Raw genomic sequence first — 25,231 nt, 5'->3', positions numbered from 1 at the left:
ATGCTTCGCGATGGGACCTTCTACCAGGCCCCGACCCCCTCACCGGCTTGACGAAGGACATAGGGGCACTTTTTCGCTGTGAGCGGTGTGCTGGGTGGCGCGGGTGACGGTGAGATAGGCGTGGGCGAGCATGCTCAGGGTGATGTGTCGGTACCAGGCGTCGTAGCGGCGGACCTGGTAGTGGTCGAGGCCGACTTCACCTTTCGCGGTCTGGAAGCATTCCTCGATCGACCAGCGGGAGCCGGCGATCCGGACGAGTTCAGTCAGAGTCGTCTCGGCAGGTCCGTAGCAGACGTAGAAAGCGCGTGTAGAGGAGTCGGTCAGGCTGCGGCGGATCAGCAGCCAGTGTCCTGCTCCTTTCTCTCGTAGCGGCCTTATCGATACCCGGGCCCACTGGTACAGGCGTGGGCCTTTCTCCCCGTCGCCGGCCGACAGCGTCTGCCAGCCCTCGTCGGCGACCTCGTCGGCGAGAGTCCGGGCACGGACAGCGGTGAAGATATGGCCGGTGGTGGCGCCGATAAGTGACTCGTTGCTTTTCACAGCCATGACGTGGCCGATGCCTTCGGCTTCCAGCCACATGCGCAGGCGCCGGTCGGAGCCGTACACCTCGTCGGCGGTCACCCACCGGGCAGGGACCTTCCCGGCCAGCGCCCGGGCCAGCATGGCCTTGGCCAGCTGGGGTTTCGTCGCGAACGTGACCTCGCCGCCGATGCCCGCCTCACGGCACCGGTCCTCATCGCCCGTCCAGGACTGCGGAAGGCACTCATTCCACGATCGGACGCAGCGCATTCACATTATCCGGCGTCACGACCAGCAGCGAACCAGAAGCCCCAATCTTCCAGCAGGAGTCGTTCGCCTGCTGGGCGGTGCCGCCGGGACGCGGACGGTGATTATAAAGGGCCCGGCCGCCGCAGGTGTCCGGAGAGCAAATGGACAGATGAATCACCAATCAGCCGTCGTCCGCGGCATGGTCAGGAAAGTGACGGCGACGGTGACTGGCTGAGTATTTCCTGGAACCGTTGCCGCAGTCCTACCGATGGTTCAATTCCGAGCTCCCGGTCCAACCGGCCGCGGGCCTCGTGATACGTTTCTAGTGCCTCTGCTTGGCGGCCGCATCGGTACAGCGCGAGCATCAGCATCTCGATGATGTTTTCGCGCCACGGATACATCGAGCTCATGCGCCGCAGCTCGCCCACCGACCGGATTGGATCTTCGTTCTCGAGGCGTAGCGAGAGCTTTTCCTCGAGGGCAATCACGTACTCCTCGCTGAGCTGGACCGCGACGCCTCGGCACGTCGGTCCGGCAGAGATTTCGTGCAGCGGTGTTCCCCGCCACAGCTCCAAGGCCTTTTCCAACAGGCTGAACGCCTGTTTGGGGTCCTGCGTCCGGACCGCTCGCGCGCTGGCGATGCGTTCGCGGAACACATTCATGTCGAGGTCGTCCGGGTTGATCTTCAGTAGGTAGCCGGGTGCGCGGGTAATGAGATCCGGTGGGATGTCGTCCGCCCCGGCGAGTCGCTTCAGCGCCTGGCGTAGCCGATACACGTGCGCCTGCAGGGCGTTGTCCACCGTCGAGGGTGGGTTCTCGCCCCAGAGCTCCACGCAGAGTTGTTCCGCGGAGACAGGGTGATTGCCACTGACCAGCAGCGTCGAGAGTAGTCCACGCTGTCGGGTGCCCGCAAGGCTCGTGAGTCTTCCGTTTGATTCTAGTTCAACTGGGCCAAGGATCCTGAACTTCATCTCCTAGATCTCCTAGCTAGAGTACCGCGGCCGATTCTGCCGGCCTGGGCTCCGCTGCCGACGCGGCTTACGAGCATCGACGCCGTACGCCGGGCACGCGACGGGCTGAATCCGAGGACAAACCTCTGGCCAGCCCTTCTCTCGGAGGTGCTCCGGCACCTCGCAAGTGGTGCTGTGTTGATTGCCGCGACAACAATATTGTGCGCCCGGGAGAGACTCCCTTCTCCCGGGTGATCGCAGGTAGCTCTGGATTACGCCGGCCACGTCATGTGAGCGGGATGCGGGTTACGCTTCGGCGCGCCTTGGAAGAAGATAGATTGAGTGCTCGTAGCACGTCGAATGATCTTGGCGGGAGTTAGTCTAGGGTTGTGGTCGGAGTGTTGTCCACTGTCAGCTTCGTAACCTGTATCACATGGCGGTTCGCATGGTGTTTTTGTGTGCCGTGGCCGGTGACCTGGGGTTTCGTTCGCCGAGTCGTCGGCTGGGGCGTTACTTTACCTCCGAGGTAATTGACCTTCCGGTGTCGCGCCCTGGACAGTGGGCACGCAGACGTGTTGCTGACATATACCTGGGAGATCATCGGATGACTGCGCAGGCAGATACCTCCAGCACCCAGACCACAGAAGCTGCGCGCAATCCTGCCGCGGCCGCCGGGGCGCCCTCGTGGGGAGCGCTGGCGGTGGTCCTGGTCGGTACGTTCATCACCGTCCTGGACTACTTCATCGCGAATGTCGCCGTCCCGTCGATCAAAAATGATCTCTCGGCCAGCTCGGCGCAGATCCAGCTGGTCATCATCGGCTACGGCGTCGCCTTCACCGCCGGCATGATTACCTGCGGCCGGCTTGGTGACATGTTCGGCCGGCGCCGGATATTCGTCGCCGGACTGATGATGTTCACGCTGTCCTCGGCGGCCTGCGGGGTCGCCCCGACCGCCGACGCTCTCGTCGCGTTCCGCGTGGTGCAGGGGGTGTCGGCAGCACTGCTGGTGCCGCAGGTGCTGGGCATCCTCGGCACGGTGTACTCCGGAGCCCAGCGCGGTCGGGCATTCAGCATCTACGGTCTGGTCATCGGCCTGGCCGGCGTGTTCGGCCAGCTGATCGGCGGGGTGCTCATCACGGTCGACGTGGCCGGTCTCGGCTGGCGGACGGTTTTCCTGCTGAACGTGCCGATCGGCCTGGTCACGCTGCTGTTCATCCGGCGGGTGGTACCGGAGTCCCGGGCGCCGGCCGGCGCGCGCCTCGATCTTCCCGGCGCCATCACGATCACGATGCTGCTGGTGGGGCTCGTCCTGCCGTTGGTGGAAGGGCAGGAGCAGGGCTGGCCGGTGTGGTGCTGGATCAGCCTCGCGGCCGCGGCAGTCCTGACCGTGGTGGCTGTCGTCCACCTGCGCCGGCGAGCCGCTCGTGGCGAGCACCCCCTGCTCGACCCCGCACTGTTCCGCGGCCGTACCTTCTCTGTCGGCCTTGTGGCCATGACGGTCTACTTCCTGGCGATGGGCTCGTTCTTCTTCCTGCTCGCGCTCTATCTCCAGCAGGGTCGCGGCCTGTCACCACTGGAATCAGGCCTGATGTTCCTCGCGCTGGGGGGTGGCTACTTCGCATCCTCGCTCAGCGCGGTGGGGCTCGCGGCCCACCTGGGCACCCGGCTGGTAGTCCTCGGCCCCGCGACGATCGCGGTCGGCTACACGCTGGTCGGGGTGACGGTAGCGGCGATGGGCGATTCCTCGACGACGCTCTGGCTGATTCCCGTCCTGCTCATCGCCGGGCTCGGGATGGGCATGACGACTGGGCCGCTGACGAACATCGTGCTTTCCGGGGTGGCTCCCGAGCACGCCGCAGCCGCCTCCGGTGCGGCCAACACCGCGCAGGAAGGCGGCGCCGCCATCGGCGTCGCGATCGCGGGCGCGGTGTTCTTCCCCGCGCTCGGCGCAGCCGCCAAGGTCACGGACTACTCGCACGCGTTCGAGATCGCCCTGATCCCCCTGGTTGCCGCCTGTGTCGCGGCCGCGTCGATTGCGATGCTGCTGCCGAAGCCGGCACGGGCCTGACCCGTTCCGATCTCGTCCTGGCCGCTCGCCACCACCTCCGGCCATCCTGCGGTCAACGTGACACGAGGAGTGCTCATCCGATGCCTGTTCTCAACACACGCGACAGTACGCAGCTGTTCTACCACGATTGGGGCACCGGGTCGCCGGTCGTCCTGCTCGGTGCCGCAATGATGAACTCCCGCATGTGGGAGTCCCAGGCGTGCCAGCTCGTGAAGAACGGGCTTCGGTGCGTCATGTACGACCGCCGCGGCTGCGGACGCTCGGACTGGCCCTGGGATGGCTACGACTACGACACCCTCGCGGACGATCTTGCGCAGCTGCTGGACCATCTGGACCTGCGGGAGGTCACTCTGGTCGGCTACGCGGTGGGCGGCGGCGAGGCGGTGCGCTACCTGGCCCGGAACGGCGATGACCGGGTGGCTCGGCTCGCGCTGGTCAGTAGCACCACGCCGATCCTCGGCCGGCGCACGGACCATCCCGACGGAGTGGACACCGCGGTGCTGGCAGCGACTATTGACGCGCTCGAACGGGATTTCGCCCGCTGGACCAGCGAGTTGGCCGGACCCTTCTTCGGCGGCGCCGGCGGGACGACGGAAGGGGCCCTGTCGAGCGAGCGGACCGAGCTGCTCGTGCGGATCGCGTTGGACGCCTCCCCGCGGGCGGCTGCCGAGATCTATCGGACGCTGTTCACCGCTGACCTGCGGGCGGACACCTCTGCTGTGAAACTGCCCACACTGGTCATTCATGGTGAGGCGGACGTGGCCGCGCCGATAGAGCTGTGCGGACGGCGGACCGCGCAGCTTGTCTCAGGCAGCACTTTTGTCTGCTACGAAAATGCTGCTCATGGCCTCTTCGCTACCCATGCGGACCGACTGAGTCGCGATCTACTGGCCTTTGTAGGTGCCCATCGGCGTTGATGCTGCCGGGGTTGGCCGGGTATGTGCAGGAAGCGGACGTGTTCCGCTGTCGTGGGTCAATCTGACAACGAGCCGCGGGCGGGTTTGACTCATCAAGTCGGTCGCGGTCTGTTCTGACGTCGGTATAGTAGCGTGAGTGACCATAAACGACGCTCGCACTGGGGTCGGTCCCCTCCTGCGCGATTGGAGGCGGCGGCGGAACCTCAGTCAGTTCGACCTCGCCCTTCGCGCGGAGATCTCCACCCGGCATCTGAGTTTCGTCGAAACCGGCCGCTCCAGCCCCAGCCGTGACCTTCTGCTCAGACTGGCCGACCAGCTTGAGATTCCCCTCCGGCAGCGCAACACGCTGCTGGTGTCGGCCGGATACTCACCAGTCTATCAGGAGACCCCGCTAGAGGCTCCCCGATTGAAGTCGATCCGGGAGGCCGTCGACCGTCTCCTCACGGCGCACGAACCATACCCGGCGCTCGCAGTGGACACGGACGAGACCATCGTGGCGATGAACGGCGGCACTCGACTGCTGCTGGCCGAGGTGTCCCCGACCCTGCTGGTCCCGCCGATCAACGTGATGCGCGTCTGCCTGCACCCGGAGGGGCTGGCGGCCAGGGTGGTCAATGTTGAGGAATGGCGCAGCCATCTCGTCGGCCGACTTTACCGGCAGGCGATCTTTTCTGGCAGGGAGAGCCTGCGCGTCCTGTACGACGAGGTGGCGTCCTACGTACCGAAGGCGCCGGAGGACTGCCAGGGTCTGTCGGACTCGATCGTCGCCTCCATCCGCGTGCGGGCACTAGGGACGGAGCTGAAACTGTTCAGCACCATCACCACCTTCGGCGCCGCGACCGACATCACGGTCGCTGAGCTCTCCCTGGAGACGATGCATCCGGCCGACGAACACACGGCCGACGCATTCCGGGCCGCCGCGGCGGCGGCGGGTCAGACTGCGCCATGGGCTGGCGAGGTCGGATCGGTCGCGACACCAGCGCCCACCGCCGGCGGTTGACCGGTCATGTCGTGGCGGCTGCTGGCCGGCGCGGCCTTTTGGCATGGCGCCGAGCGACCGCTTTGGCGTAGCCACAGCACCCGGCCGGCGCCGGCGAGCGCCGCCGGTAGCAGCAGCCACGGTAGCAGCGTCACCGCGGGGGAGTCGGAGCCGGTCAACAGGCCGAAATTGGAAATTGCGAGCCAGAGAGTCGCGATCAGGCCGGCTAGCGCCAGCAGCGGGGCGATCTGTGCCGGCCAGCTCCCCGCCGCAGCGCCCTCGACCCGCCGAAGACCGAGAACCGACAGCGCCGCCAGCGCCTGCAGCAGCACGATGCCGAGCGTGCCGAGACCGAGCATGCTGGTGGTCATGCCGGTGTAGGGATGCGCACCGACGAGGGCGAATACCGCGACCATGGCCGCGCAGATCGCCACCTGTACCAGGCTGGCTCGCACCGGCGCTCCAGTCGTCCGCGACCGCGCGCCAAGCCAGGCGGGCAGCATCACGTCGGCGGCGAGCGCGACGGTGTAGCGGTTGGCCGCGTTGTGTAGGGCCAGGGTAGCCGCGAACAGGCTCGTGCAGAGCAGCACCTGGAAGAACAGGTCCCCGGTGCGGCCGAGATAGGTCTCGGCGAGATTGAAGAACAGGTCGCCGCCCTGCTCCCGGGCGGCCTCGCGCAGACCTGTCGGGCCGAGCGCGCCGACCGCCGCCCAACTGGTCACCGCGTAGAAGACCGCGATGAACAATGCCGCGTAGCAGATGGCACGCGGCACGCTGCGGTGCGGGTTGCGAGCTTCACCGCCGTAGAGCGCAGCTGACTCGAAGCCGATGAAGGAGACGAAGGCGAACATGACGGAGACTCCGACGCCGGGGCCGGTCATCGTGCCGGGCGAGAAACTGCTGGTGGGAAAGGTTGCGAAGCCGTGCCGCGCGAGCACGGAGACATCCAGGGCCAGCAGCACGCCAATTTCGCCGATCATCAGAAAGGCCACGACCCGGGCAGCGAGCTCCGCCTCCCGGTGCCCGAGAAACGCCACGGCCACCAGACCGACTGCGGCACACAGCTCCCAGGGCACTGAGATACCGTGCCGGGCGAGAATCTCCTGGGAGAAGTATCCGAACGCACCGACCAGACCGATGGTCGCGGCGTTGTAGGACACCAGGGCGAGATAGCCGGCGGCGCCGGCCGGCGTCCGTCCCAGCCCGGCCGCGACCGCCGTGTAGAAACCACCGGAGCCGCCGGTTAGGCGGATGACCGGCCGGTAGCCCACCGCGAAGAAGAACAGCGTTACTCCGGCGAAGACGAAGGCCGCGGGGACCCCCGGGCCGTTGCCGACGGCGAAGGCAAGTGGAACGGTGCCGATGATGGCGGAAAGTGGCGCGGCCGCCGCGACGACAAGGTAGACGATGTGCCCGGTGGTGAGGGCGGCGGCTGGCGGTCCCGGTGGCGTGGCCGCGGCGCGGGTGTCGGCGGAATGGTTGGGTGCGGAGCCGGTGGCCGTGTCGGCGGTGGGCATGTGGATCCTCGGATCTCGGCGATGACGGGCGCGTCCGGTGTCGTCGCGTGAGGGTCAGTCGATGCGCAGCGCTGCGCGGATCATCGCCGCGACCCGGGCGCTGCTGGCGTGGTCCAACGCGGCGCAGGTCTCGGCGACGTCGGGCGGACCGCCGGTGGCGGCGAACTTCGACCGCACCAACTCGCGGTGCGTGGCCCGGGTGTCCGGGCCTGCGGCGCCGATCGGTATGTCCCGCCGGGCCGTGAGTGTCCCGCCGTCGGCCAACCGGACGGTCACCCGGGAACCGGTGTGCTTCGTCGCGTCCGTGAACGTGGCGGCTGGCGGACCCAGGGTGGTGATCTGCTCGGCTGCCCGGGCGCCGACGAAGCCGGCCAGCCACGGCTTCGCCCGCTCCCCGGCCTGTCGCAGCGCGTCTCCGAACGGCGCGTCGCTGCCGATCAGATCTCGAGTCATCCCAGGGTCCTCGACCAGCCGGACCCTGGCCGCCAGCCGCCACCGCCGCGGATCGTGTCGGGCCGGCGTGGCGAAGTCGGCCACCGTCAGCCTTCCTGTCAGCAACGCGGTGGCCACCGCATAGGGGACGGACAGAGGCAGGACCCCGGCGGGCAGCATTGGTCCGGGTCCCTGGGCGGCAAGCTGCCGCTCGACATACATGGTGTAGGCCGAGGTCTCGACGAGGATCTCGGTGATCTCGTCGGGTTCCGGTGCCGGCAGCATGTCCCGCAGAGCGAGGGCACAGTCGACGGCGCTGTCGATCCCGGGCCCACCCGGGCGAATCTTGAAGGACAGGGTGTCGGTGTGCCAGCGCTGCCCGAGGCGCGCCGTGACCACCTCGGGCAGCGGCACCGCGGCGAACCGGTCCAGGAATCCACCTGGATGTTCCAGGATGTCGTCGGCGGCGCGCAGGCCGGCGGCGGCGGCATCGCAGGCGTCCATGGCGGCTCGTACCGGGACGAGGCCGGAAATCGCGCGGGCGTCGCCCCCAAGGAAGCCGGGTAGCAGCGTCCAAGGGGGCATGGCCAGGGCCAGCCCAAGCGCGTCGACCCACCCGGCCGCCGGTTGGCCGGTGCAGTGGAGCCGGCCGGCGACCGCGCCGACCACGCTGGTGTGCGCCGCGGTCTGACCCCTGAACGGCCCCAGGGTGGCCGCGGCCGTCACCCGCGCCGCGCACTCATTGGCCGCCACGATCGCCGTCAGCAGTCTCGCCCCGTCCAGGCGCAGGCTGTGAGCGTAGGCCAGGGGAACGGCGACGGTCGAGGGGGACAGGTGGCCGGCATACGCGGTGTCGTCCAGGTTGAGCCACGCCCCCAGCGTCGCGAGCACGCAAGCGCCGCGGGCGGGGTCGGCCTGCAGCGGTTCGCCGAAGGCCGCGACCAGCCGCCGGCCCAGGTCATGTACGCGACCTGCACGTATGGCGGCGAGCTGGGACAACACCTGGCTCTTCGCCAGCTCCACGACGCGCTCCGGCAGGTCCTCGAAGCGAAGTGAGCTCGCCCAGCTTGACAGGCGCCATGTCAGGGATGACGTCGGCGGGGACAGAGCGTCCGCCCCAGCACTCATCGCGCGTCCCCGGGCAGCGGACCGACCACGGCGGGATCGCACAGGACGACCAGCGCCCCCGGCCGGACGTCGACGGTCAGCCGTACCGTCGCGGCGGGCATCAGCTCGCCGTCGTGCTCGAAGCACAGGGGGTCGCCGTCGAGGCGTTCCACCACGACGCGGCGTCCCCGCCGGTAGACGACCCCCGGCTGGCCCAGATGCTTCCCGGTGCGCAGCAGCTCCGGAAGCCGGGTCGGCTCCAGCGCCGCGCCCACCACACAGACGTCGAGCAGGCCGTCGTCGAGCCGTGAGTCGGGCAGGACGAGGTACTGCCAGGCCCGGTGACGACCGCCACCGATGTTGACGCAGACGGTGCCGCCCTCATGCACCACGGCCTCGTCCACCGTGACCCGGCCCTGGTAGGCGCTGAACCGCGCGGCAGCGTGTTCGAGCCCCGTCGCCAGCCGCTCGGCGCCCGTGGCAGGCACCGTGTTGGCACTGCGCAGTACCTCGGCGGTCAGGCCGGCGCCGACGCCGAGCAGGACCGGCTCGTCGAGCTCGCGGATGTGCGCAAGGTCGATCGCTCGGCGGCCGGTGGGCCAGGTCGTCAGGGCTTGGGTGAGGGCCGCTGGCCAGGGCCTGGTGCCCCACAGGGCGCGGTAGTTCGAGTTACCGGTTCCCGCCGGCACGATGCACAGCGCCGGTGCGCCGCCAGCGGCCTCCGGGGAGAGCAACCCGCGAACGACCTCGGCGACTGTGCCGTCCCCGCCGACCGCGACGACGATCCGCGCCGAGGCGCTGGTGGGGCCGTGACCGGCGGCGGCCCGGCGAGCGGCGTCCGCGGCCAGCCGGCTGGCGTCCCCGGGGCCGTCGGTCCAGGCGAGCTCGGTCGGCGCGTGGCGCTCGCAGCGCCCCACCACTTCGGCCACGGTCTGCGGGCTGATCGTCCCGGCCGCCGGGTTGGCGATGACCAGGCAGTGCTCCAAGTTTTGCCGCTGGAGAACCTGTCCAGAAGAGTCGATCATACGCGCGCTCCAACCAGATGGCGGATTCACCGTCCGGGCCGGCGGATGGACTTCTCGGCCCGCCGCGCGAGCGTCTTTGGTCGAGCTGACTGGTTACTGATGTTGGCCTGACGGCAACGGCCTCATACAGGATGGCCCGGCGGCCAGATTACCCGACAGGTAATAGACATGACGGTTGGCGATGGGGACAATTGACGGGTGGCGGTGAGATGTTGTGAATATCCCGTCCGCCGCGCGCCAAGGTACATACGGACAGGAGGAGCACGTTGGGCCAGATTGAGAGTCTCGTCGACCGCTACCTCGCGGTCTGGAACGAGTCGGACCCCGAGAAGCGCCGTAGGGAGGTGGCGGAGCTGTGGGCCGAGGATGGTGTCTACGCGAACACCGGGCGCGAATTCCACGGTCATAGCGGAATCGAGGAGGCGGTAGCCGAGGCGTATGAGGAGTTCGTCGCCAACGGTTTCATCTTCCAGCTCAGCGGATTCTCGGAGAACCATGACGCCGCGCGGATAGCGTGGGAAATGGTGTCTTCGTCGGGCGGTGACGTTGTCGCCGCCGGCACAGAGTACCTGATTCTGGACAAGGGCGGCCGGATTCGTTCGGATCACCAGTTCCCGGAGCCGTCGCAGGCTTGACGGGTGTTGGTGGGCTGGTCGGGCTGATGGTGGTTCGCCTGGACCCGCGGATCACGTTCACGGTCGCCTGCCAAGACATCGCCCGCGGGGCCGCGCACCCCGAAAGCGGAGTCCGCGGCCCCGGTGGCATATTCGCGTTTCCGCCGCCGCGGGTACGCCGCGTCAGCACACGGTTGGCCTGCCCGGCCGGTTTCCCGACCGGGCAGTCGGCGTTACGTCACGACCAGGCGACCGGCAGCTCGCGTAGGCCGTGGAAGACCGTTCCGGTGCGGAAGACTGAGTTCGGGTCTTCCGTCGCCAGACGCAACTTTGGGAAACGCTGGAACAGGCTCCGCAAAGCCAGATCCATTTCAAGCCTCGCCAGCGGCGCGCCCAGGCAGTAGTGCGGACCGATTCCCCACTGCAGATGCTGGCTTGAGTCCCGGCGCACGTCGATCCGGTCTGGATCGGGGAACACCGATCCGTCGTGGTTGCCGGCGGGAATCGAGATCACTACCGCGTCTCCCTTGTTCATAGTGACACCACCGAGCTCCATGTCCACCAGGGCCAGCCGGACTATGGCGTCCTGCGAGATCGACCAGTAGCGCATGGACTCCTCGACGAACTGCCTGATCAGAGCACCGTTGTCAGCCAGCACAGTCTCACGCAGCCCGTTGTCGAGCAACAGGCTGAGCACGTTCAGTGCCATCTGGTTGGTAGTCGTCTCGTGCCCGGCGACGAGGACGAGACGCGCGATGCCAACCAGCTCGTCGAGGGTGATCGTGCCTGGCCGCAGATAGTTGACGGCCAGTCGACTGATCATGTCGTCTTCTGGCTTCTCCTGCTTGCGTAGTGCGAGCTGGCCGATGAACTCGGACATCTCCAGATAGGCCGCGTAGGAGCGTTCGATGTTACCCTGCGAGATAGTCGTCGCCGTCTTCTCCACCAAGAATGGTGAGTCCTCGTCGGGAATGCCGAGTAGGCGGGCCACGACCAGAGTCGGCAGGGTCCGGGAGAAGGCTTCCTGAAGATCCGCTGGCTGGGGCAGTTCGGCTAGGCCGTCGAGCAGCATGTCGATTAGCCGCTGAACGGCCATGCGCAGGGTACGGACCCGCTTGGCAGTGAACTCCGCTGTGATCATACCGCGAAGGCGGGCGTGCTCGGGATCGTCCATTCGCAGAAAGGACCCGGGCTTCTGCCCGGGCGGTACCTGAATGCGCACCGGCGCGCCGGGTAGAGTCTCGTCCGCGCTCAGCCGCGGATCCATCAGGGCCTGCCGGACGTCAGGATACCTGGTGACCAGCCAGGCCAGCCGGGAATTCTCCGCGCCGGCCGGAATCCGGACGACACAGGGCGGTGCCTCCCGCAGGTCGGCGAGGATTACGGGTGGCCGACCGGCAACGGTCCGCCGGAACGGCCATTCGTGCACGATGGTTTCTTCTGCGAGCATGGTCATCCCTTTGTTGGAAAATCTGCTTACACCAACACCAACATCCTTCCTTGTTCTGACACGGCGCTGACGGGAGGCTAACGGGAGGCTAACGGCGACTGTCAGGACCGAAATTTTTGCGCGGTGAGTCCGACATGTATGCCCATGGACTCGGCCGCGTAGTCGAAGAAAGCAGCCGGATCGGCGGCGACGCCGGCGATGTGGTTGTGAACTTCAAAGCCGATCATTCCGTGCAGCTGTGTCCACACCGTGAGCATCCGGGCGATCGCTGGGTCTGGGAGGCCCTCCAGTAGCCCAGCGGCGAGGCCGGCCACGTTGCGTGCCATTCCCTCGGACAGCGCGGGCTCGGCTGGGCGGACCAGCAGGGAACCGGCTTGGTACGCGTCGCGCAGCACCGTCAACAGTGTGATCACGGCCCGCGCACCGACCACCATCGTCTCCGGCGGCGCCTCGTAGCCGGGTACCGGCGGTCCCCAGATCAGCGTGTACTCGTCTGGATGGTCCAGTGCCCAGCGGCGGATTCCGCGGCAGCCGCCGAGCCATCGGTCGAGCGGGCTGCCGTCGGCTGCGGCGGCCTCGGCCGCGCCACGTTCGGCGCCGGCGCCCATACCGGCATAGGCGTCCAGTACGAGCGCGGTGAGAAGATCGTCTGATTGGGGAAACCAGGCGCGGGCCAAGGCCGGATCGACGCCCGTCGCGCCGGCCAGGGCCGCCAGGTCGAGGTTCAACTCGCGGCGGACCGCCAGGCGGACTAGCGCCGCCTCCTTGATCCGCACAACGGCCTGTTCGTCGTCTAGGGCGCTCGCCGCAGTCATGCTTGCATCGTGGCAGTGCGGTACCGGTCCGTCGATTACGTCACGGGTAATGGCCGGCCTCGGCGGACCGCCGCACCGGTCTCAGATCGAGAGGTCCCGCCCGGGACGCCGGACAACGTGCCCCGGGCGAGGAAGTAACGCCCACCAGGCTCCGCTCAGGCCGGCTGGTCGGCGGCGGCGGCGGCGATGCGATGCAGGTGCCGGGTGAAGTCGGAGATCACCGCCAGTGCGTGCCGGTCGATGAAGAAATGCCCTCCGGAGAACTCGCTGTGGCCCAGGTAGTGGGGGCTGCGTGGCCGCCAGGAGGAGAACGCCGTGCGCTCTTCCATCAATGGATCGTCCTGGCCGCCGTAGGACACCATCGGGCAGGGCAGCGGATCGGCCTCGTCCACCCGCTGTGCGGCCACCGAGAGATCGGCCCTCAGCGCCGGGATGATCATCTTTAGCATCTCGGGATTGTCGTAGATCTCGGCCGGAAAGGAGCCAAGCCGCTTGATCCAGTCGACGAGCTCCTCCTGGGGCATCCCGATGTGCTCCTTCGTCGGATTGAAGAAGCCCTCGGGCGCCCAGCCGGACATGCCGAGGAGAAGTGGTTCCGGTACACCCTCGCGGTGCATGCGGACCGCGAGGTGATAGGCCAGTTGGGCGCCGAGACAATGCCCGAAGATGGCGAACGGCCGGTAGTCGCACTCGGCGAGTACCGCCTCGTACAGGGCGTCTACCAGGGGATCCCAGGCGGTGAAGGCGGCCTCGTCCCGGCGCTCCTGACGGCCGGGCAGGGTCACCGCCTGCGCGCCGATGTCGGGCGGCAGCAGACCGGCCCAGTCACGATAGATGATGGCTCCGCTGCCGGCGTGGGGGAAGAGGAAGAGCCGGATCTCCGCCGCCGGATCGAGCGCCTCCGGATGGAACCACTGGCCGTGGGTCGATACCTGTGCGGCGAGCGTGTTGGCCATGAACAAACCTCCTCGGCATGAACGGTTTCTGGTACCGCGGGAGGGTCAACCGGTCGGCAGTCGACGTAGGACCGGTATGATTTCCCGCGCGACGGTGGCGAGATACGATTCGGGATCGAGCGAACCGATGCGGATGATGAGGTGCCGGGCGCCAGCGCGGACATAGTCGGCCAGCTTTTCGGCGCATTCTCGTGGATGTCCCCAGATGTAGACCTGGATGCCCATCACCTCGTCGAGGGAGCGGTGGTAGTAGCCCGCGACGTAGGCGTTGAGCTCCTCCTCGGCTCGCCGGGGGTCGTCGGCCGGCATGACCGTGGCGTACAGGGCGGGTGTGATCGTTCCGGCTGGCCGGCCCAGCTGTTTGCGTCGGGCCTCGATGCGTTGCCAGGCGGCGGAGTATGCCGCCGCCGACGGCAGGAAGGGTAGCCAACCGTCGTAGTGCCGGGCGACGCGTTCGATCACCGCGTCTGTGTCGCCGCTGGCCAGCCAGAGCGGCGGTCCTCCCGGCTGGAGGGGCCGCAGTAGTCCGTCCACAGACGGGATCTGCCAGTAGCGGCCGGCGAACGGTGTCGACGGCCCGTCCGCCCCTACCCGCCAGGCGTGTCGCCAGAGGGACACGGATTCGTCCAGCCGTCCGACCCGCTGGTGGAAGGGCACGTCCAGCGCGGCGAACTCGGTTTTGGATTCCGGGATGGGGAAGCCGGAGCCAAGCCCGAGCACCAGCCGTGCGTCGCAGACGTGATCGAGCGAGGCGATGAGGTTCGCGCCGACCAGTGGATGGCGCAGCACCGGGGTGAGCGCGGCGGTTCCCAGGGTGATCCTGCTTGTCGCGGTGCCCGCCGCGGCCAGCACCGTGAACGGGTCCAGCCGCGGGCGGGCCGTCAGTGAGTCGCCGGCCCAGAGCGAGTCGAACCCGAGCTGCTCGGCGGCACCGGCGAACCGCACCAGCGGGCCGATCGCTACGGTGCCGGTGACGGCCTGCTCCCGGGTCGGCAGCAGGACGCCGACCCGCGTTACGTCGGCGGTCCCCGGCCTGGCACCGCTCACGGGGTCCCGCCCGCGCTCACACCGGCGCGCAGTACCCGGCGAAGGAGCTTGCCCGCCGGATTGCGCGGCAGTTCTTCGACGACGTGGAAGGCGACGGGAAGCTTGTAGTCGGCCAGTCGCGCCCGCAGGAAGACCAGCAGCTGGCGTGGTGTCGGCGACGCCCCCGGGGCAAGCACGACGAAGGCGTGCACCGCCTCGCCCCATCGTTCGTCCGCGACGCCGACCACAGCGGCGTCGACGACCTCAGGGTGCTCGCCGAGCTCCCGTTCGACCTCGGCCGGGTAAATGTTCTGGCCGGCGACGATGATGGTGTCGTTGATCCGGTCGGCGAGGTAGAGGCACCCGTTCTCGTCCAGGTGTCCGAGGTCGCCCATGAGTAGCCATCCGTCGCGCAGGGTCCGGTCGGTCTCCTCGACCATGCCCCAGTAGCCGAGCATGCGGGCGGGAGTGCGCACACAGATCTGGCCGGTCTGGCCCGGCGGCAGGGTCCGACCTCGCTCGTCAATGATTTTGATCTCGTTGCCGGGGCAGACCAGACCAGCCGAGCCCAGGAGTGGACTTCCCGGCCGGTGCGCCGAAGGCGGTAGACAGGTCGCGACGCTCGCGGTCTCTGTGCTCGCGTAGATCTGCGCGAACTCGCAGTCGAAGACTGCCATGCAGCGCGTCAGCAACGCTGAGGAGATCGGCGCGCCGCCGTAGGCGATCTTCCGCATCGAGGCGAACGCCGCGCGGTCCGCGTCCTGTTCGTCCAGCATCATGCGCAGCATCGCGGGCGCGGCGAACGTCGTCGTGACGCCGAGTTCCCGGATGAGCCGCACGGCCTGCTGTGGGACGAACGTCCGCATCACCACGTTGGTCAGTCCAGCGTTGAAGCCGTGCATGAACCAACCCATCCCCGCGGTTCCCAGGCCGGGCAGCGAGATGAGGCTGATGTCGTCGGGAAGCCAGTCCAGCCAGCTCACGCCGGCCGCGCGTAGTGCCGCCGGCAGGGTGAAGAAGCTGCGGTGGGCAACCACGGCGCCCTTGGGTCGGCCGGTCGTGCCGCTGGTGTAGATCTGCACCACCGGGCCGTCGGGGCTGCTCGACGGATTCAGCTCGCCTGACGGGGCGTCCGCCCACCAGGTGCGCAGACCCTGACCGGGGTCGGCCGTCCGGGGGCCGTCGACGAGGACGACGGACACCAGCCCGGGCAGGCCGGGACGGACGCGTTCGATGGTCCCGGCGAAGGCGCTGTCCGCGAACAGCACCCGCGCGCCGGAGTCCCGCAGTATGTGGTCGACCTCGGCCGAGGTCAACCGCCAGTTGACCGGTACCAGGACCGCGCCGACCTTCGCGCAGCCCAAGACGACGATGTAGTAATACTCCGACTCGCGCCCCAGGTATGCGATCCGCGTTCCGGCTTGCACGCCGGCTGTTCTCAGCGCGTGCGCGACGCGGTTGCTGGCCTCGTGCACATCGGCGTATGTGACGATGCGGCGCTCGCAGACGATCGCGGGGTGCTCCGGGCGTTCCCGCGCATGGCGCGCGGAGGTGGCAGGCAGCGTCCACTCCGGCCGTGTGGTCACCGTCGTCGGGGTGGGCATCGTCGTCTCGGCGAATGGTGCCGTGGGGGCGGGGTGTGTCGGGCTCATCGGCCTGCCTCCACCGGATGACCGCGGTCCGCCTGGGCCTGCGGGGCGAGCTGACCGTCGAGGAACTCGGCCAGGCGGGTGGGAGTGGGATGGTCGAAGGTCAGCGTCGCCGGGAGCGCGATCCGCAGCGCGGCCTCCAGAGTCTTCCTGACCTCCAGCGCCATCAGCGAGTCCAAGCCGAGCGCGACGAACTCGGCCGACGGTTCCACCTCCTCATCCTCATCGAGGTGCATGGCGGCCGCGATACTGCCGAGGACGAGCTCACCGATGGCCTCCCTGCGTCCCGCGGAGGGCTTGGCCAGCAGCGCGGTTAGGTCGTAGCCGCCACTGGCGCTCCCCGCATCCGCGCTGACTAGGCGGGAGTACAACGCGTTGGTCAGCAGGCTCTGCGCGACGTGGCGCTGCCAGTCGAACTCCCCGACGATCCGCTGGGTGACGGGGACGGGGGAGCCCAGCAGCTGCCGCAAGGTCCGCAGCGCGCGCACCGGCGAGAAGTACCGGATGCCGCTGCGCTGCAGCTCGGCGCCCAGGTTCCCGGTCAGGCGGGCCGACATGCCGACCCGTGACCACGCTCCCCAGTTGACCGTGAGCCCCGGCAGTCCTTGCCGGGCCCGCCAGGTCACCAGACCGTCCAGGAAGGCGAACCCGGCGGCGTAGTGCGCCTGGGTGGCCCCGCCGACCACCGCTGCGATGGACGAGTGGACGCAGAAGAAGTCCAGCTCCGGGTACTGGCGGCCCAGCTCGTGCAGCAGCCACCCGCCGTAGACCGACGCGCGCAACTGGTCGTCGATCATCTCCCAGGTCATGGTGGTGACGTGCGACGTGCCCGCGGACCCGGCCGCGTGCACGATGCCGCCGAGCGGGGCGCCCACCCGGGTGACCTGCTCGGCGATCCGCTGGACGTCCTGGGTCGACCCCAGGTCGGCGCGCACGATGTGGACCTCTGCCCGAGCGGACAGCTCGTCGAGGATCCCGGCTGCCTCCGTGGCCGGCTGGCCACCGCGGCTGGCCAGCACCAGCCTGGTAGCGCCCTGGTCCACCAGCATGCGAGCAGTGGCCAGACCAAGCCCGCCCAGACCACCGGTCACCAGGTAGACCCGGTCGGGCCGCACCGGGATGGCCGGGTCCGGTCTCGACGTGGGCCTGGCTGGCTCGGGCGGGGCTGGTGTCGGGGTCTTGACGGGCATGTCGTCGGTCAGGTCCGGTTCACGGTCGGCCAGCAGACGCCGGACGTAGCGCCGTCCGCCTCGGAACGCGAGCTGGAACTCGCCGGCCTCCGGTTCCCGCCAGCCAGCCAGCAGATCGGCCAAATCATGATCGTCGGTGAGGTCTACCAGCGTCGTCCGGTAACGCGGGTTCTCGTTCAGTAGGACGTGGCCGAATCCCCAGAGGGTCGCCGCGGCGAGCTGTTCACCGGTGCCGGGCTGGTCATCGGGCAGCCACTGCGCCCGCGTCGTGACCAGCCAGAGCCGCGGTGGCGGGGACGCGGCTGTCCCGGTCAGCGTCGCGACCAGTTGGAGCAGCTCACTGTAGTTGCGCTCGCACTGCGCCCGCAGCCGGTCGGCGGAGGCCACCTCCGGCTCGCCGTGCCAGTGCCAGCACACGTCGGTGACGGCGGGCCCGTCGAGTGCCGCCGCCAGGCCTTCGACGTCCGTCAGGGGCGTGACCCGGATGTCGTGCTCGGCGGCCTGGGCGACGAGCTGGTCGATTCCCCGCCGCGTGCCGGCCGCCGTGGCGTTGGGCGTGGCCGGCCGGTCCGTCGGCCAGCCACCGAGGAGCAGGACGTGGCGCGGAGCGACGACCGGAGGGCCCGCGGTGGGCGTCGGCTCGTGGACCCATTCCAGCCGGTGGGTGAACGGTGAATTGTTTTTGATCGGCCGCAGTTCGGTTCCGATCAGCTCGGCGACAGGGGTGTCACCGTCCAGCAGCACCATGTCGGCGGAGCAACCGGCCGCGTCGTCAGGAGTCAGTGAGGCCAGCACTCGCAACCGATCGGCGCGGGGCTTGCGCAGCAGCCGGACCTGCCCGAACGAGATCGGCGCCAGCACCGGCCCGTCGACGTGCAGCGCGCCGGCGATCTGCGTCATGGCCTCCACGACCTCGGGTGGCAGGTGCTCCACCGCGGTCGACGGACGGTTCGCCAGCTCCCCGATGATCATTCCGTTCGCCTGCCGGCGGACGTCGGTGACCAGGCGGAACCGCTTCCCGTAAGGTCGTCCGACCGAGGTGAGGTCGGTGTAGATGTCGTCGCCGTCGGCGCTTTCCAGGATCCCGCCGGGCCGCTCGGCCCGAGCCAGCAGGGCAGCGGCCGGCCCGGAAGGTCCTTCGGTGATCGGACCGGCCTGGTCCACGAGCGCACTGGCATGGAGCCGGGGTTCTCCGGCTGGACCGCTGACCACCTCGACGTCGAGGCAGCCGTCCGCGCGTCGGGTCAGCCGGGTACGAATGGTCACCGCCTCGTCTCGGCTGAGCGGTAGCGGCTCATGGAGACGCAGATCATGGATCGTGGCCCGAGAGTGGCCGAGTACCGCGTCTTGCAGGGCAAGGATCAGTTCGACGTACACCCCGGCCGGGACGACCGAGTTTCCGTCCGGGCCGGGATGGTCGCTGAGGTAGGCCGGCTGATCGGCCGAGTAGTCCGCAGCGAACTCGTGGGATCCGGCGGGGGCGTCGGGGCGGCGCGGTTCCTCCCGTCCGAGCAGTGGATGGTGCGAGCCTCCCTGAGGCGCCGGGGTGGCGCCGCCGGCGACGGGCAGCCAGTACCGCCGACGGTGGAACTCATAGCCCGGCAGGTCGACCCGGGGCAGCTCCTGACCACGGTGAACGCCCTGCCAGGACACCGCGACACCTGCCGTGTAAAGGTCCGTTAGCGCGCGCAGGATCGCGTCGACGTCGTCGCTGCGGCGACGCATGCTGGCCACCCACAGATGGCCGTCGCCGGGCAGGCACTGGCGGGCCAGCGCCGTCAGTGCGGCGGAGGGACCGACTTCGACGAAGATGTGCTGACCGCGCCGCTCGGCCGTCCGCAGCCCGGCCATGAACTGGACGGGTTGGGCGATATGGCGGACCCAGTAGTCGGCCGTGCCGATCTCGGCGAACCTCGCCAGACCACCGGTGACGTTGGAGATGACGGGGACGCGCGGTTCGTGAAACGAGACGTTGGCGAGGGAGGCGAGGAACTCGTCAGACACCTCGGCCATCAGCGGCGAGTGGAAGGCGTGCGAGACCGCGAGCGGATCGACCCGGACGCCGCGTTCACGAAGCCGCGCGGTCATGTCCGCCAGCTGGTCGCGCGCCCCGGAGACCACGCACTGGCCGGGCGCGTTGACCGCCGCGATCGACAGCCCCAGCCGGCCGTCGAGCAGGGGTTCCACCTGCTCGACCGGAGCGTGCACCGCGCACATGCCGCCGGGGGCGCGCACCGACTGCATGAGCCGGGAACGGGCTGCGACCAGGGCGACGGCGTCCGGAAGGTCGAATATTCCGGCCACCGCGGCGGCGGTGACCTCGCCGACGCTGTGCCCGATCAGCACGTTCGGCCGCACCCCCCAGCTCGTCCACAGCTGGGCCAGGGCGTACTCCAGGGTGAACAGCGCCGGCTGGGTGTACGCGGTCCGGTCAATCAGGTCGGCGGCGCCGTCCGCGCCCAGCAGCAGGTCGCGTACGGATTCCGGGCGGTGGCGGGCGAACAGCTCGTCGCACTCATCGACCCACCGGCGGAACTCCCCGAACCGCCGGTAGAGCCCAGCGCCCATGCCCGCGTACTGGCTTCCCTGACCGCTGAACAGAAAGCTGATCTTCCGGGGTCGGGACCTCGCGGAGGAGTTTTCGACGGACAGCGCGGAGGCGAGCAGCCGGTCCAGATCGGACCGGTTGCGGACGACGCCCGCGAGTCGATGCGGAAAGTGTGCCCGGCCGATGTTGCTCGTATAGCTGATCCGGGCAGGGTCGACATCTGGGTTGTCGGCGAGGAATCGCTGGTAACGGCTGGCCTGCCGCTGCAGCGACGCCGGATTCCTCGCCGACAGCGTGAACAGCGCCGTCAGCGACCGGTCGGGTTCTGACACCGCCGCTGGTGCGGGGTCTGCAGAAGCCGCCGTCGGATGCGGGGCCGGGGCTTTGGCCTGCTCTAGGACGGCAGCTGCGATCGTCCCGGCGAAGCCGAAGCTGTTCACCACCGCGCGCCGCGTTCCGTCCGGCCAGGGAACGCAGGTGGTCGGAACCCGCACAGGATAGCTGTCCCATGGAATCCGCGCCGACGGATGCCGGAGGTTGAGATGCGGATAGATCGTCCCGGCCTGCAGTTGCAGCACCGTCTTGATGACTCCGACAATGCCGGAAGCCGGTTCCATGTGGCCGAGATTGGTCTTCACGGAGGCGACCCAGAGCGGGGTGTCCTGGGTGTGCGAGTCGGTGAAGACATCATTGATGGCTGCCAGTTCGATGGGATCGCCGAGCGGCGTGCCCGTGCCGTGCGCCTCCACGTACTGGATGTCGCCCGGAGTGAGCCGGGCGGCCGCCAAGGCGCGTCGGATCACCAGTTCCTGAGCTGGGCCGTTCGGCACCGTTAGCCCCGCGCTGTCGCCGTCCTGCCCGATAGCGGTGCCGCGGACAACGGCGAGGATAGTGTTGCCGTCCCGCTCGGCGTCCGAGAGGCGCTTCAGGACGAGCATTCCGCAGCCTTCGGCCCGGACATATCCATCCGCCGCGTCGTCGAAGGTCTTGCACTGTCCGTCTGCGGCGAGCATCTGGCCGTGCGAGAACATCACCATGATGCGCGGATGATGTAGCGCGTTCACTCCGCCGCACAGCGCCACGTCGCATTCGCGGCGGCGCAGGCCCTCCACCGCCATGTGCAGTGCGCTCAGCGAGGACGAGCAGGCGGTGTCGACACTGACGCTGGGACCGCGCCAGCCAAGGAAGTACGACAGTCTGCCGGAGAGCGGGAATGCGGTGATCCCGGCCGCGAGATGGCCGTCGAGCGCTTCGTAGGGAAGTGAGTCGAGCTCCAGCGCGTAATCGATGGAGCTGGCTCCGATATAAACACCACCATTGCCCCTGCGCAGCGGTGTCGGATCCAGGTTGGCGTGCTCCAGTGCATGCCAGGCGGTTTCCAGCACCAGTCTCTGCTGAGGGTCGATGAACTGCGCCTCCTTAGGGCTGATGTTGAAGAAGGCGGCGTCGAACCGATCTATCTGGTCAAGGAAGCCGCCGCCGGTGGTCTGTATCTTCCCTCGTTCGTTCGGCTGGCTCGGTGTGAACGCGTCGACGTCCCACCGGTCGGTGGGCAGCGGACTGACTCCAGAGCGTCCGGCCCGTAGGAACTCCTCGAAATCCTGAGGGGAATCGGACCCGCCCGGAAAACGGACACCCATGCCCACCACGGCGATGGGCTCGTACTTCTCCAGTAGCAGCCGCGCGGTGAGGTCATCGCTCCCGTCGGGTGCGTCGTGCCTGGTGGTGTCGGGCAACTGGTGTTCGGTGCGCACGGTTTCGCGAAGCACGCCGTAAATCCCCTCTTCAGGGCCCTCGTATGCTTCAGGAGGCGGAAAGCTCCAGGGAAAGGTATTCGATTAGGCTATTCAGGGTGGCAAGATTGAGCATTGCGGTCGCGTCGATATTCACCTCCAGGGCGCTTTCGAGTTGCTGCTTTATGTCATTGAGTCGGAGGGATGTCAGTCCCAGGTCGAAGTAGCCGGCGGTAAGGTCCAGATCCTCGTCGCCGTCCATCAGGAGAGCGCTCCTGACGTATCTGACAACAAGCTCCTCAACGTCTTCGCGCTGCTCTGTGTCTGCTGGTTCGACAAAATCAGGGGCGGGCACTGGACGATACATCTCAACTCCGCCGTTCCGAGGACGGTGCACATTCTGGGCGTCTTCGCCGCGCCGTTCGGCACTAAGATACGAACAGCGACGACTGACGCCTTCCTGACAGAGTGCTGACGACCTTGAACTGTGTGCAGCTCTGCTGACACCCGACCACGGCTCCGATCGCTACGTTCAGCCCGTAGCCGGTCGCACGAATCGGCCCTCTCCGCGAGTCAGGCATCGAAGGTGGGCGCTGATGCGATGAAGCAGGCGGGTCTGCACATAGGCCGACCCTGATGTCCGATCGACATGGTTCGTACGGGCCAGTATGAGCTTCCACTACTGATGCCTGTCGGAAGGGGTCATAGGAGTGCGGATCGCCGGGACAGCATAACCCGACGAGTGTGAAGACACACTACTTCATCGATGCACCGGTGGAGGTGAAGGGCTCGGGTTGAGTGTCTCAACAGGAGGGTGTTTCCGCAAGATCGGGATCTATCAGTGGTCCGTCAGGATATCGTCAGAAGGGTAGGCCAAAGTCGTTTCTGTGCTGGGTGGGAATCCGCAAGCTGGAAAGCCTTCTCCGGAACCGTCAAGAATTCCTCCGACTCGCCCGATGCGCTTTCCCGCTCCCCCGGGGGACTCTAGAAGCGGGTCGTGCACGCACCTGCCGCATCCCGCGTTCGGGAACCGCGAGGGTGGCAGGTGGACGCGCCGCGCCGTCCCGCGGGCAGCATCTACGGATGATTCCATGATCAGGAGGCTGTTTCATGACCGACCTGGGCATCCGTGCACCCGTTGCCGTGACCGAGCAGCAGGTCTTGGCGAATCCACGAGAACGCCTGGCGCGCCTGCTCGATCCGGGCACGCTCACCGTCGTCGCGCCCAGGCCAGGCAGCCGGGTGACGGTCGCCCGCGGTCGGGTCGACGGCCTCGAAGTCCTGGCCTACTGCACCGACGCCACCGCCAAGGGCGGTGCGATGGGCGCCATTGGTGCCCGCCAGATCGCAGACGCCATCGACCTCGCCGTGGCTGAGTGCCGCCCGGTCATCGGGGTGTGGCATTCCGGGGGAGCGAACCTCAGCGACGGAGTGGAGGCCCTCGACGGCATCGGACAGATGTTCGCATCCATGATCGCGGCCTCCGGGCGGGTACCACAGGTGTCGGTCGTGGTGGGCCCGGCCGCCGGTGGCGCCGCCTACGGGCCGGCGCTCACCGATGTCGTGGTGATGGCCCCGCAGGGAAAGGTGTTCGTCACCGGTCCAGATGTGGTGCGCCAGGTCAGCGGCGAGCAGATCGACATGGAGGGCCTTGGAGGCATGGAGGCGCACGGTCGACGCTCCGGCGTCGTGCATCTCGTTGCCGCCTCGGAGGCCGATGCCTACCTGCGAGCGAGACGGATGACCACACTGCTGGCGGTGCCTGGGACAGTCGACCTCGGTGCGGATCAGACCGGGCCCGATCCCGGCCTTCTGGTCCCGGACCGGCCGCGGCGCGCCTACGACGTACGTCCCATCGTGCGCGCCATCCTCGATGGCCCGTCGGCCCCCATAAGGTCGACTGCCTGGACAGACGCAGGCGTACCGGCAAGGGATACCTACCCGCGGTGGGCTGGCGGCGACGTGGTCGAGGGTTATGACGAGCTCCAAGCGCGCTGGGCACCGAACATCGTCGTGGTGCTCGGGCGGCTGGCTGGCCGTTCCGTGGGGGTCATCGCGAACAACCCGCTGCGCAAGGGCGGCTGTCTCGACTTGCTCGCCGCGGAGAAGGCTGCACGCTTTGTTCGCATGTGCGACTCCTTTGGCATACCCTTGATCGTTTTGGTGGACGTTCCCGGATATCTGCCGGGAGTGAGTCAGGAGTGGGGTGGCGTGGTACGCCGCGGCGCGAAACTTCTGTATGCCTTTTCTGAGGCGGTCGTGCCGAGAGTAACGGTGATCCTGCGTAAGTCTTATGGTGGCGCCTACATCGCGATGAACTCCCGGGCGTTGGGCGCCATCCGAGTTCTTGCCTGGAGCCAGGCGGAGGTGGCCGTCATGAACCCGGAGGCCGCCGTGGGAATCCTGCACCGCCGCGAGCTCGCCGCTGCGGATCCTGTCGAACGGGACACGCTGCGGGCGTCCCTGGTCGAGGAGTACGTACGTACGGCCGGGGGTTTGGACAGGGCATTGTCACTGGGGGTTGTGGACCGGGTGATCAGCCCCGCGGACACCCGCCGAGAGCTCATCGCCGCCCTGGCGACGGCGCCGGAGCGCCGCGGTAGCCACGGCAACATCCCGCTGTGACCGGTTTCGGGCCGTTGGGCGCCCGGATCCGCGCGCAACCCAACCGACATCTGTCATCTGACATATCAAATGGCCAGGGTTGATATCGGACCTCTTTCACGATCTGGCGCAGATTTAGGACGCCGATTTTGCCGGGCCCTGCTGCGTTCTCTTAGCTCATTTTCCAACACCGCCAGGCCGACAGATCGAGAGGTGGACCGCATGAGTCGACGGAGATTCAAGACCGCGAGGGAAAGGTCGACGGGGTCATGACTGTGGCTTCGATGGAGGACAGCGACTCCCGCCTGTTCCGCGACGCGATGGCCTCCTTTCCGACCGGGGTCACGATCGTCACGACCGCTGACGACGCCGGCCGCTGGTGGGGTTTCACGGCGAGTTCGTTCTGCTCGGTGTCGATGGATCCGCCGCTCGTACTCGTGTGCCTCGCCACAACCGCGCAGTGCCATCCCGCCTTTGAGCGGTCCGCGCGGTTCATCGTGCACGTGATGCCCCCGGAACATGCCGGGCTGGCAGTCCGCTTCGCCACCCGAGGCGCGGACAAGTTCACAGACGCGGGATTCTGCTCCGACGAACGGGGCCTGCCAGTTCTACACCTGGCGTGCGCAATGCTTGACTGCTCCGCCCACGCGGTGCACGCCGCCGGCGACCATTCAATCATCGTGGGGCGGGTCCTCCGGACACGGCTGGGCGAGGACCGGCCCGCTGTGTACTTCCGCCGACGCTTCCATCGTGTCGGCGATGCGGTCTGAGCTTGTCGTTAATCTCGGCCGAGTACCTGCTCGTTGCCCTGTCTGTCAGAGTCCCATGAGACAGATGGATCTTTGAGACCTGTGTAGCGGTAGGGCGAGACGGGATCTTCAGA

At 68.0% G+C, this 25,231-nt stretch carries 19 protein-coding genes and 1 pseudogene; 7 read left to right on the top strand and 13 right to left on the bottom strand.

Annotated elements, in window-relative coordinates; all coding sequences use genetic code 11:
• Window positions 1-39: 39 nt before the first annotated feature.
• The 3 genes from MXD59_RS24360 to MXD59_RS24350 are packed head-to-tail and all read right to left on the bottom strand — an operon-like array spanning window position 40 to window position 1,739.
• Window positions 40-789, bottom strand: a complete 750-nt coding sequence (locus tag MXD59_RS24360; RefSeq protein WP_248826916.1) for an IS701 family transposase — start codon at window positions 787-789, stop codon at window positions 40-42.
• The gene (locus tag MXD59_RS24355; RefSeq protein ID WP_248826915.1) at window positions 764-949 is read right to left on the bottom strand and encodes a hypothetical protein; all 186 of its coding nucleotides are present in this window, start codon (window positions 947-949) and stop codon (window positions 764-766) included. The genes MXD59_RS24360 and MXD59_RS24355 overlap by 26 nt, the downstream gene beginning before the upstream one ends.
• A 22-nt stretch (window positions 950-971) precedes the next feature.
• The gene (locus MXD59_RS24350; protein WP_248826914.1) at window positions 972-1,739 is read right to left on the bottom strand and encodes an AfsR/SARP family transcriptional regulator; all 768 of its coding nucleotides are present in this window, start codon (window positions 1,737-1,739) and stop codon (window positions 972-974) included.
• 583 nt (window positions 1,740-2,322) lie between these two features.
• Here MXD59_RS24350 and MXD59_RS24345 point away from each other — a divergent pair.
• The 4 genes and pseudogenes from MXD59_RS24345 to MXD59_RS24330 all read left to right on the top strand — a co-directional run bounded on the left by MXD59_RS24345 (window position 2,323) and on the right by MXD59_RS24330 (window position 5,703).
• Window positions 2,323-3,786 carry a DHA2 family efflux MFS transporter permease subunit gene (locus MXD59_RS24345; RefSeq protein WP_248826913.1) on the top strand — a complete coding sequence of 488 codons (1,464 nt, stop codon included), beginning with the start codon at window positions 2,323-2,325 and terminating at the stop codon, window positions 3,784-3,786.
• A gap of 80 nt (window positions 3,787-3,866) precedes the next feature.
• On the top strand, window positions 3,867-4,703 hold the full coding sequence (locus MXD59_RS24340; protein ID WP_248826912.1) for an alpha/beta fold hydrolase: 837 nt from the start codon (window positions 3,867-3,869) through the stop codon (window positions 4,701-4,703).
• Window positions 4,704-4,839: 136 nt separating this feature from the next.
• A pseudogene (locus MXD59_RS27670) lies at window positions 4,840-5,034 on the top strand (helix-turn-helix domain-containing protein); the annotation flags it as partial.
• Between the two features lie 75 nt (window positions 5,035-5,109).
• Window positions 5,110-5,703, top strand: a complete 594-nt coding sequence (locus MXD59_RS24330; RefSeq protein WP_248826917.1) for an MmyB family transcriptional regulator — start codon at window positions 5,110-5,112, stop codon at window positions 5,701-5,703.
• On the opposite strand, the gene MXD59_RS24325 is transcribed toward MXD59_RS24330, so the two are convergent.
• From MXD59_RS24325 to MXD59_RS24315, 3 genes are read right to left on the bottom strand one after another with little or no spacing between them, the layout of a single operon-like run.
• Window positions 5,637-7,199: an APC family permease gene (locus tag MXD59_RS24325; RefSeq protein ID WP_248826911.1), complete on the bottom strand. Its 1,563-nt coding sequence runs from the start codon at window positions 7,197-7,199 to the stop codon at window positions 5,637-5,639. The genes MXD59_RS24330 and MXD59_RS24325 overlap by 67 nt on opposite strands.
• A gap of 54 nt (window positions 7,200-7,253) precedes the next feature.
• Window positions 7,254-8,759, bottom strand: a complete 1,506-nt coding sequence (locus MXD59_RS24320; RefSeq protein ID WP_283097439.1) for an MmgE/PrpD family protein — start codon at window positions 8,757-8,759, stop codon at window positions 7,254-7,256.
• Window positions 8,756-9,724 (bottom strand): diacylglycerol/lipid kinase family protein, encoded by a 969-nt coding sequence (locus MXD59_RS24315; RefSeq protein ID WP_248826909.1) that lies wholly within the window; start codon window positions 9,722-9,724, stop codon window positions 8,756-8,758. The genes MXD59_RS24320 and MXD59_RS24315 overlap by 4 nt, the downstream gene beginning before the upstream one ends.
• Window positions 9,725-10,029: 305 nt before the next feature.
• Here MXD59_RS24315 and MXD59_RS24310 point away from each other — a divergent pair, with 305 nt between their 5' ends.
• Complete coding sequence (locus MXD59_RS24310) at window positions 10,030-10,398, top strand: nuclear transport factor 2 family protein (protein WP_248826908.1); 369 nt, start codon at window positions 10,030-10,032, stop codon at window positions 10,396-10,398.
• A 217-nt stretch (window positions 10,399-10,615) separates the two neighbouring features.
• Here MXD59_RS24310 and MXD59_RS24305 read toward each other — a convergent pair whose 3' ends face one another.
• The 7 genes from MXD59_RS24305 to MXD59_RS24275 all read right to left on the bottom strand — a co-directional run bounded on the left by MXD59_RS24305 (window position 10,616) and on the right by MXD59_RS24275 (window position 22,099).
• The gene (locus tag MXD59_RS24305; protein WP_248826907.1) at window positions 10,616-11,827 is read right to left on the bottom strand and encodes a cytochrome P450; all 1,212 of its coding nucleotides are present in this window, start codon (window positions 11,825-11,827) and stop codon (window positions 10,616-10,618) included.
• Window positions 11,828-11,928: 101 nt separating this feature from the next.
• Window positions 11,929-12,642 carry a TetR-like C-terminal domain-containing protein gene (locus MXD59_RS24300; protein WP_248826906.1) on the bottom strand — a complete coding sequence of 238 codons (714 nt, stop codon included), beginning with the start codon at window positions 12,640-12,642 and terminating at the stop codon, window positions 11,929-11,931.
• Window positions 12,643-12,797: 155 nt separating this feature from the next.
• Complete coding sequence (locus MXD59_RS24295) at window positions 12,798-13,598, bottom strand: thioesterase II family protein (RefSeq protein ID WP_248826905.1); 801 nt, start codon at window positions 13,596-13,598, stop codon at window positions 12,798-12,800.
• Window positions 13,599-13,643: 45 nt separating this feature from the next.
• Window positions 13,644-14,645 (bottom strand): LLM class flavin-dependent oxidoreductase, encoded by a 1,002-nt coding sequence (locus tag MXD59_RS24290; RefSeq protein WP_248826904.1) that lies wholly within the window; start codon window positions 14,643-14,645, stop codon window positions 13,644-13,646.
• Window positions 14,642-16,276 (bottom strand): long-chain-fatty-acid--CoA ligase, encoded by a 1,635-nt coding sequence (locus MXD59_RS24285; RefSeq protein ID WP_248826903.1) that lies wholly within the window; start codon window positions 16,274-16,276, stop codon window positions 14,642-14,644. The genes MXD59_RS24290 and MXD59_RS24285 overlap by 4 nt, the downstream gene beginning before the upstream one ends.
• Entirely contained in the window at window positions 16,273-21,780 is a 5,508-nt protein-coding gene (locus MXD59_RS24280; RefSeq protein ID WP_248826902.1) for a type I polyketide synthase, read from the bottom strand. The genes MXD59_RS24285 and MXD59_RS24280 overlap by 4 nt, the downstream gene beginning before the upstream one ends.
• A 34-nt stretch (window positions 21,781-21,814) precedes the next feature.
• Window positions 21,815-22,099: an acyl carrier protein gene (locus MXD59_RS24275; RefSeq protein ID WP_248826901.1), complete on the bottom strand. Its 285-nt coding sequence runs from the start codon at window positions 22,097-22,099 to the stop codon at window positions 21,815-21,817.
• Window positions 22,100-22,854: 755 nt separating this feature from the next.
• On the opposite strand from MXD59_RS24275, the gene MXD59_RS24270 reads away from it, so the two are divergent.
• Window positions 22,855-24,369 carry an acyl-CoA carboxylase subunit beta gene (locus MXD59_RS24270; protein ID WP_248826900.1) on the top strand — a complete coding sequence of 505 codons (1,515 nt, stop codon included), beginning with the start codon at window positions 22,855-22,857 and terminating at the stop codon, window positions 24,367-24,369.
• Window positions 24,370-24,617: 248 nt separating this feature from the next.
• A complete protein-coding gene (locus MXD59_RS24265) occupies window positions 24,618-25,118 on the top strand; it encodes a flavin reductase family protein (RefSeq protein ID WP_248826899.1) in 501 nt (166 codons plus the stop codon).
• Window positions 25,119-25,231: the final 113 nt, after the last annotated feature.

The sequence above is a fragment of the Frankia umida genome (genome assembly GCF_023242945.1).
GTDB classification, from domain to species: Bacteria; Actinomycetota; Actinomycetes; order Frankiales; family Frankiaceae; genus Frankia; species Frankia umida.
Note: the sequence above shows the minus strand (reverse complement) of the source record. Positions and strands in the feature narration are given on the sequence as shown.

Bases quoted from the DNA above. Each gene is read 5' to 3' on its own strand.
- MXD59_RS24360 (WP_248826916.1), bottom strand. From the start codon at position 789: ATGCGCTGCGTCCGATCGTGGAATGAGTGCCTTCCGCAGTCCTGGACG.
- MXD59_RS24350 (WP_248826914.1), bottom strand. From the start codon at position 1,739: ATGAAGTTCAGGATCCTTGGCCCAGTTGAACTAGAATCAAACGGAAGA.
- MXD59_RS24345 (WP_248826913.1), top strand. From the start codon at position 2,323: ATGACTGCGCAGGCAGATACCTCCAGCACCCAGACCACAGAAGCTGCG.
- MXD59_RS24340 (WP_248826912.1), top strand. From the start codon at position 3,867: ATGCCTGTTCTCAACACACGCGACAGTACGCAGCTGTTCTACCACGAT.
- MXD59_RS24325 (WP_248826911.1), bottom strand. From the start codon at position 7,199: ATGCCCACCGCCGACACGGCCACCGGCTCCGCACCCAACCATTCCGCC.
- MXD59_RS24320 (WP_283097439.1), bottom strand. From the start codon at position 8,759: ATGAGTGCTGGGGCGGACGCTCTGTCCCCGCCGACGTCATCCCTGACA.
- MXD59_RS24305 (WP_248826907.1), bottom strand. From the start codon at position 11,827: ATGCTCGCAGAAGAAACCATCGTGCACGAATGGCCGTTCCGGCGGACC.
- MXD59_RS24300 (WP_248826906.1), bottom strand. From the start codon at position 12,642: ATGACTGCGGCGAGCGCCCTAGACGACGAACAGGCCGTTGTGCGGATC.
- MXD59_RS24295 (WP_248826905.1), bottom strand. From the start codon at position 13,598: ATGGCCAACACGCTCGCCGCACAGGTATCGACCCACGGCCAGTGGTTC.
- MXD59_RS24285 (WP_248826903.1), bottom strand. From the start codon at position 16,276: ATGAGCCCGACACACCCCGCCCCCACGGCACCATTCGCCGAGACGACG.
- MXD59_RS24270 (WP_248826900.1), top strand. From the start codon at position 22,855: ATGACCGACCTGGGCATCCGTGCACCCGTTGCCGTGACCGAGCAGCAG.
- MXD59_RS24265 (WP_248826899.1), top strand. From the start codon at position 24,618: ATGACTGTGGCTTCGATGGAGGACAGCGACTCCCGCCTGTTCCGCGAC.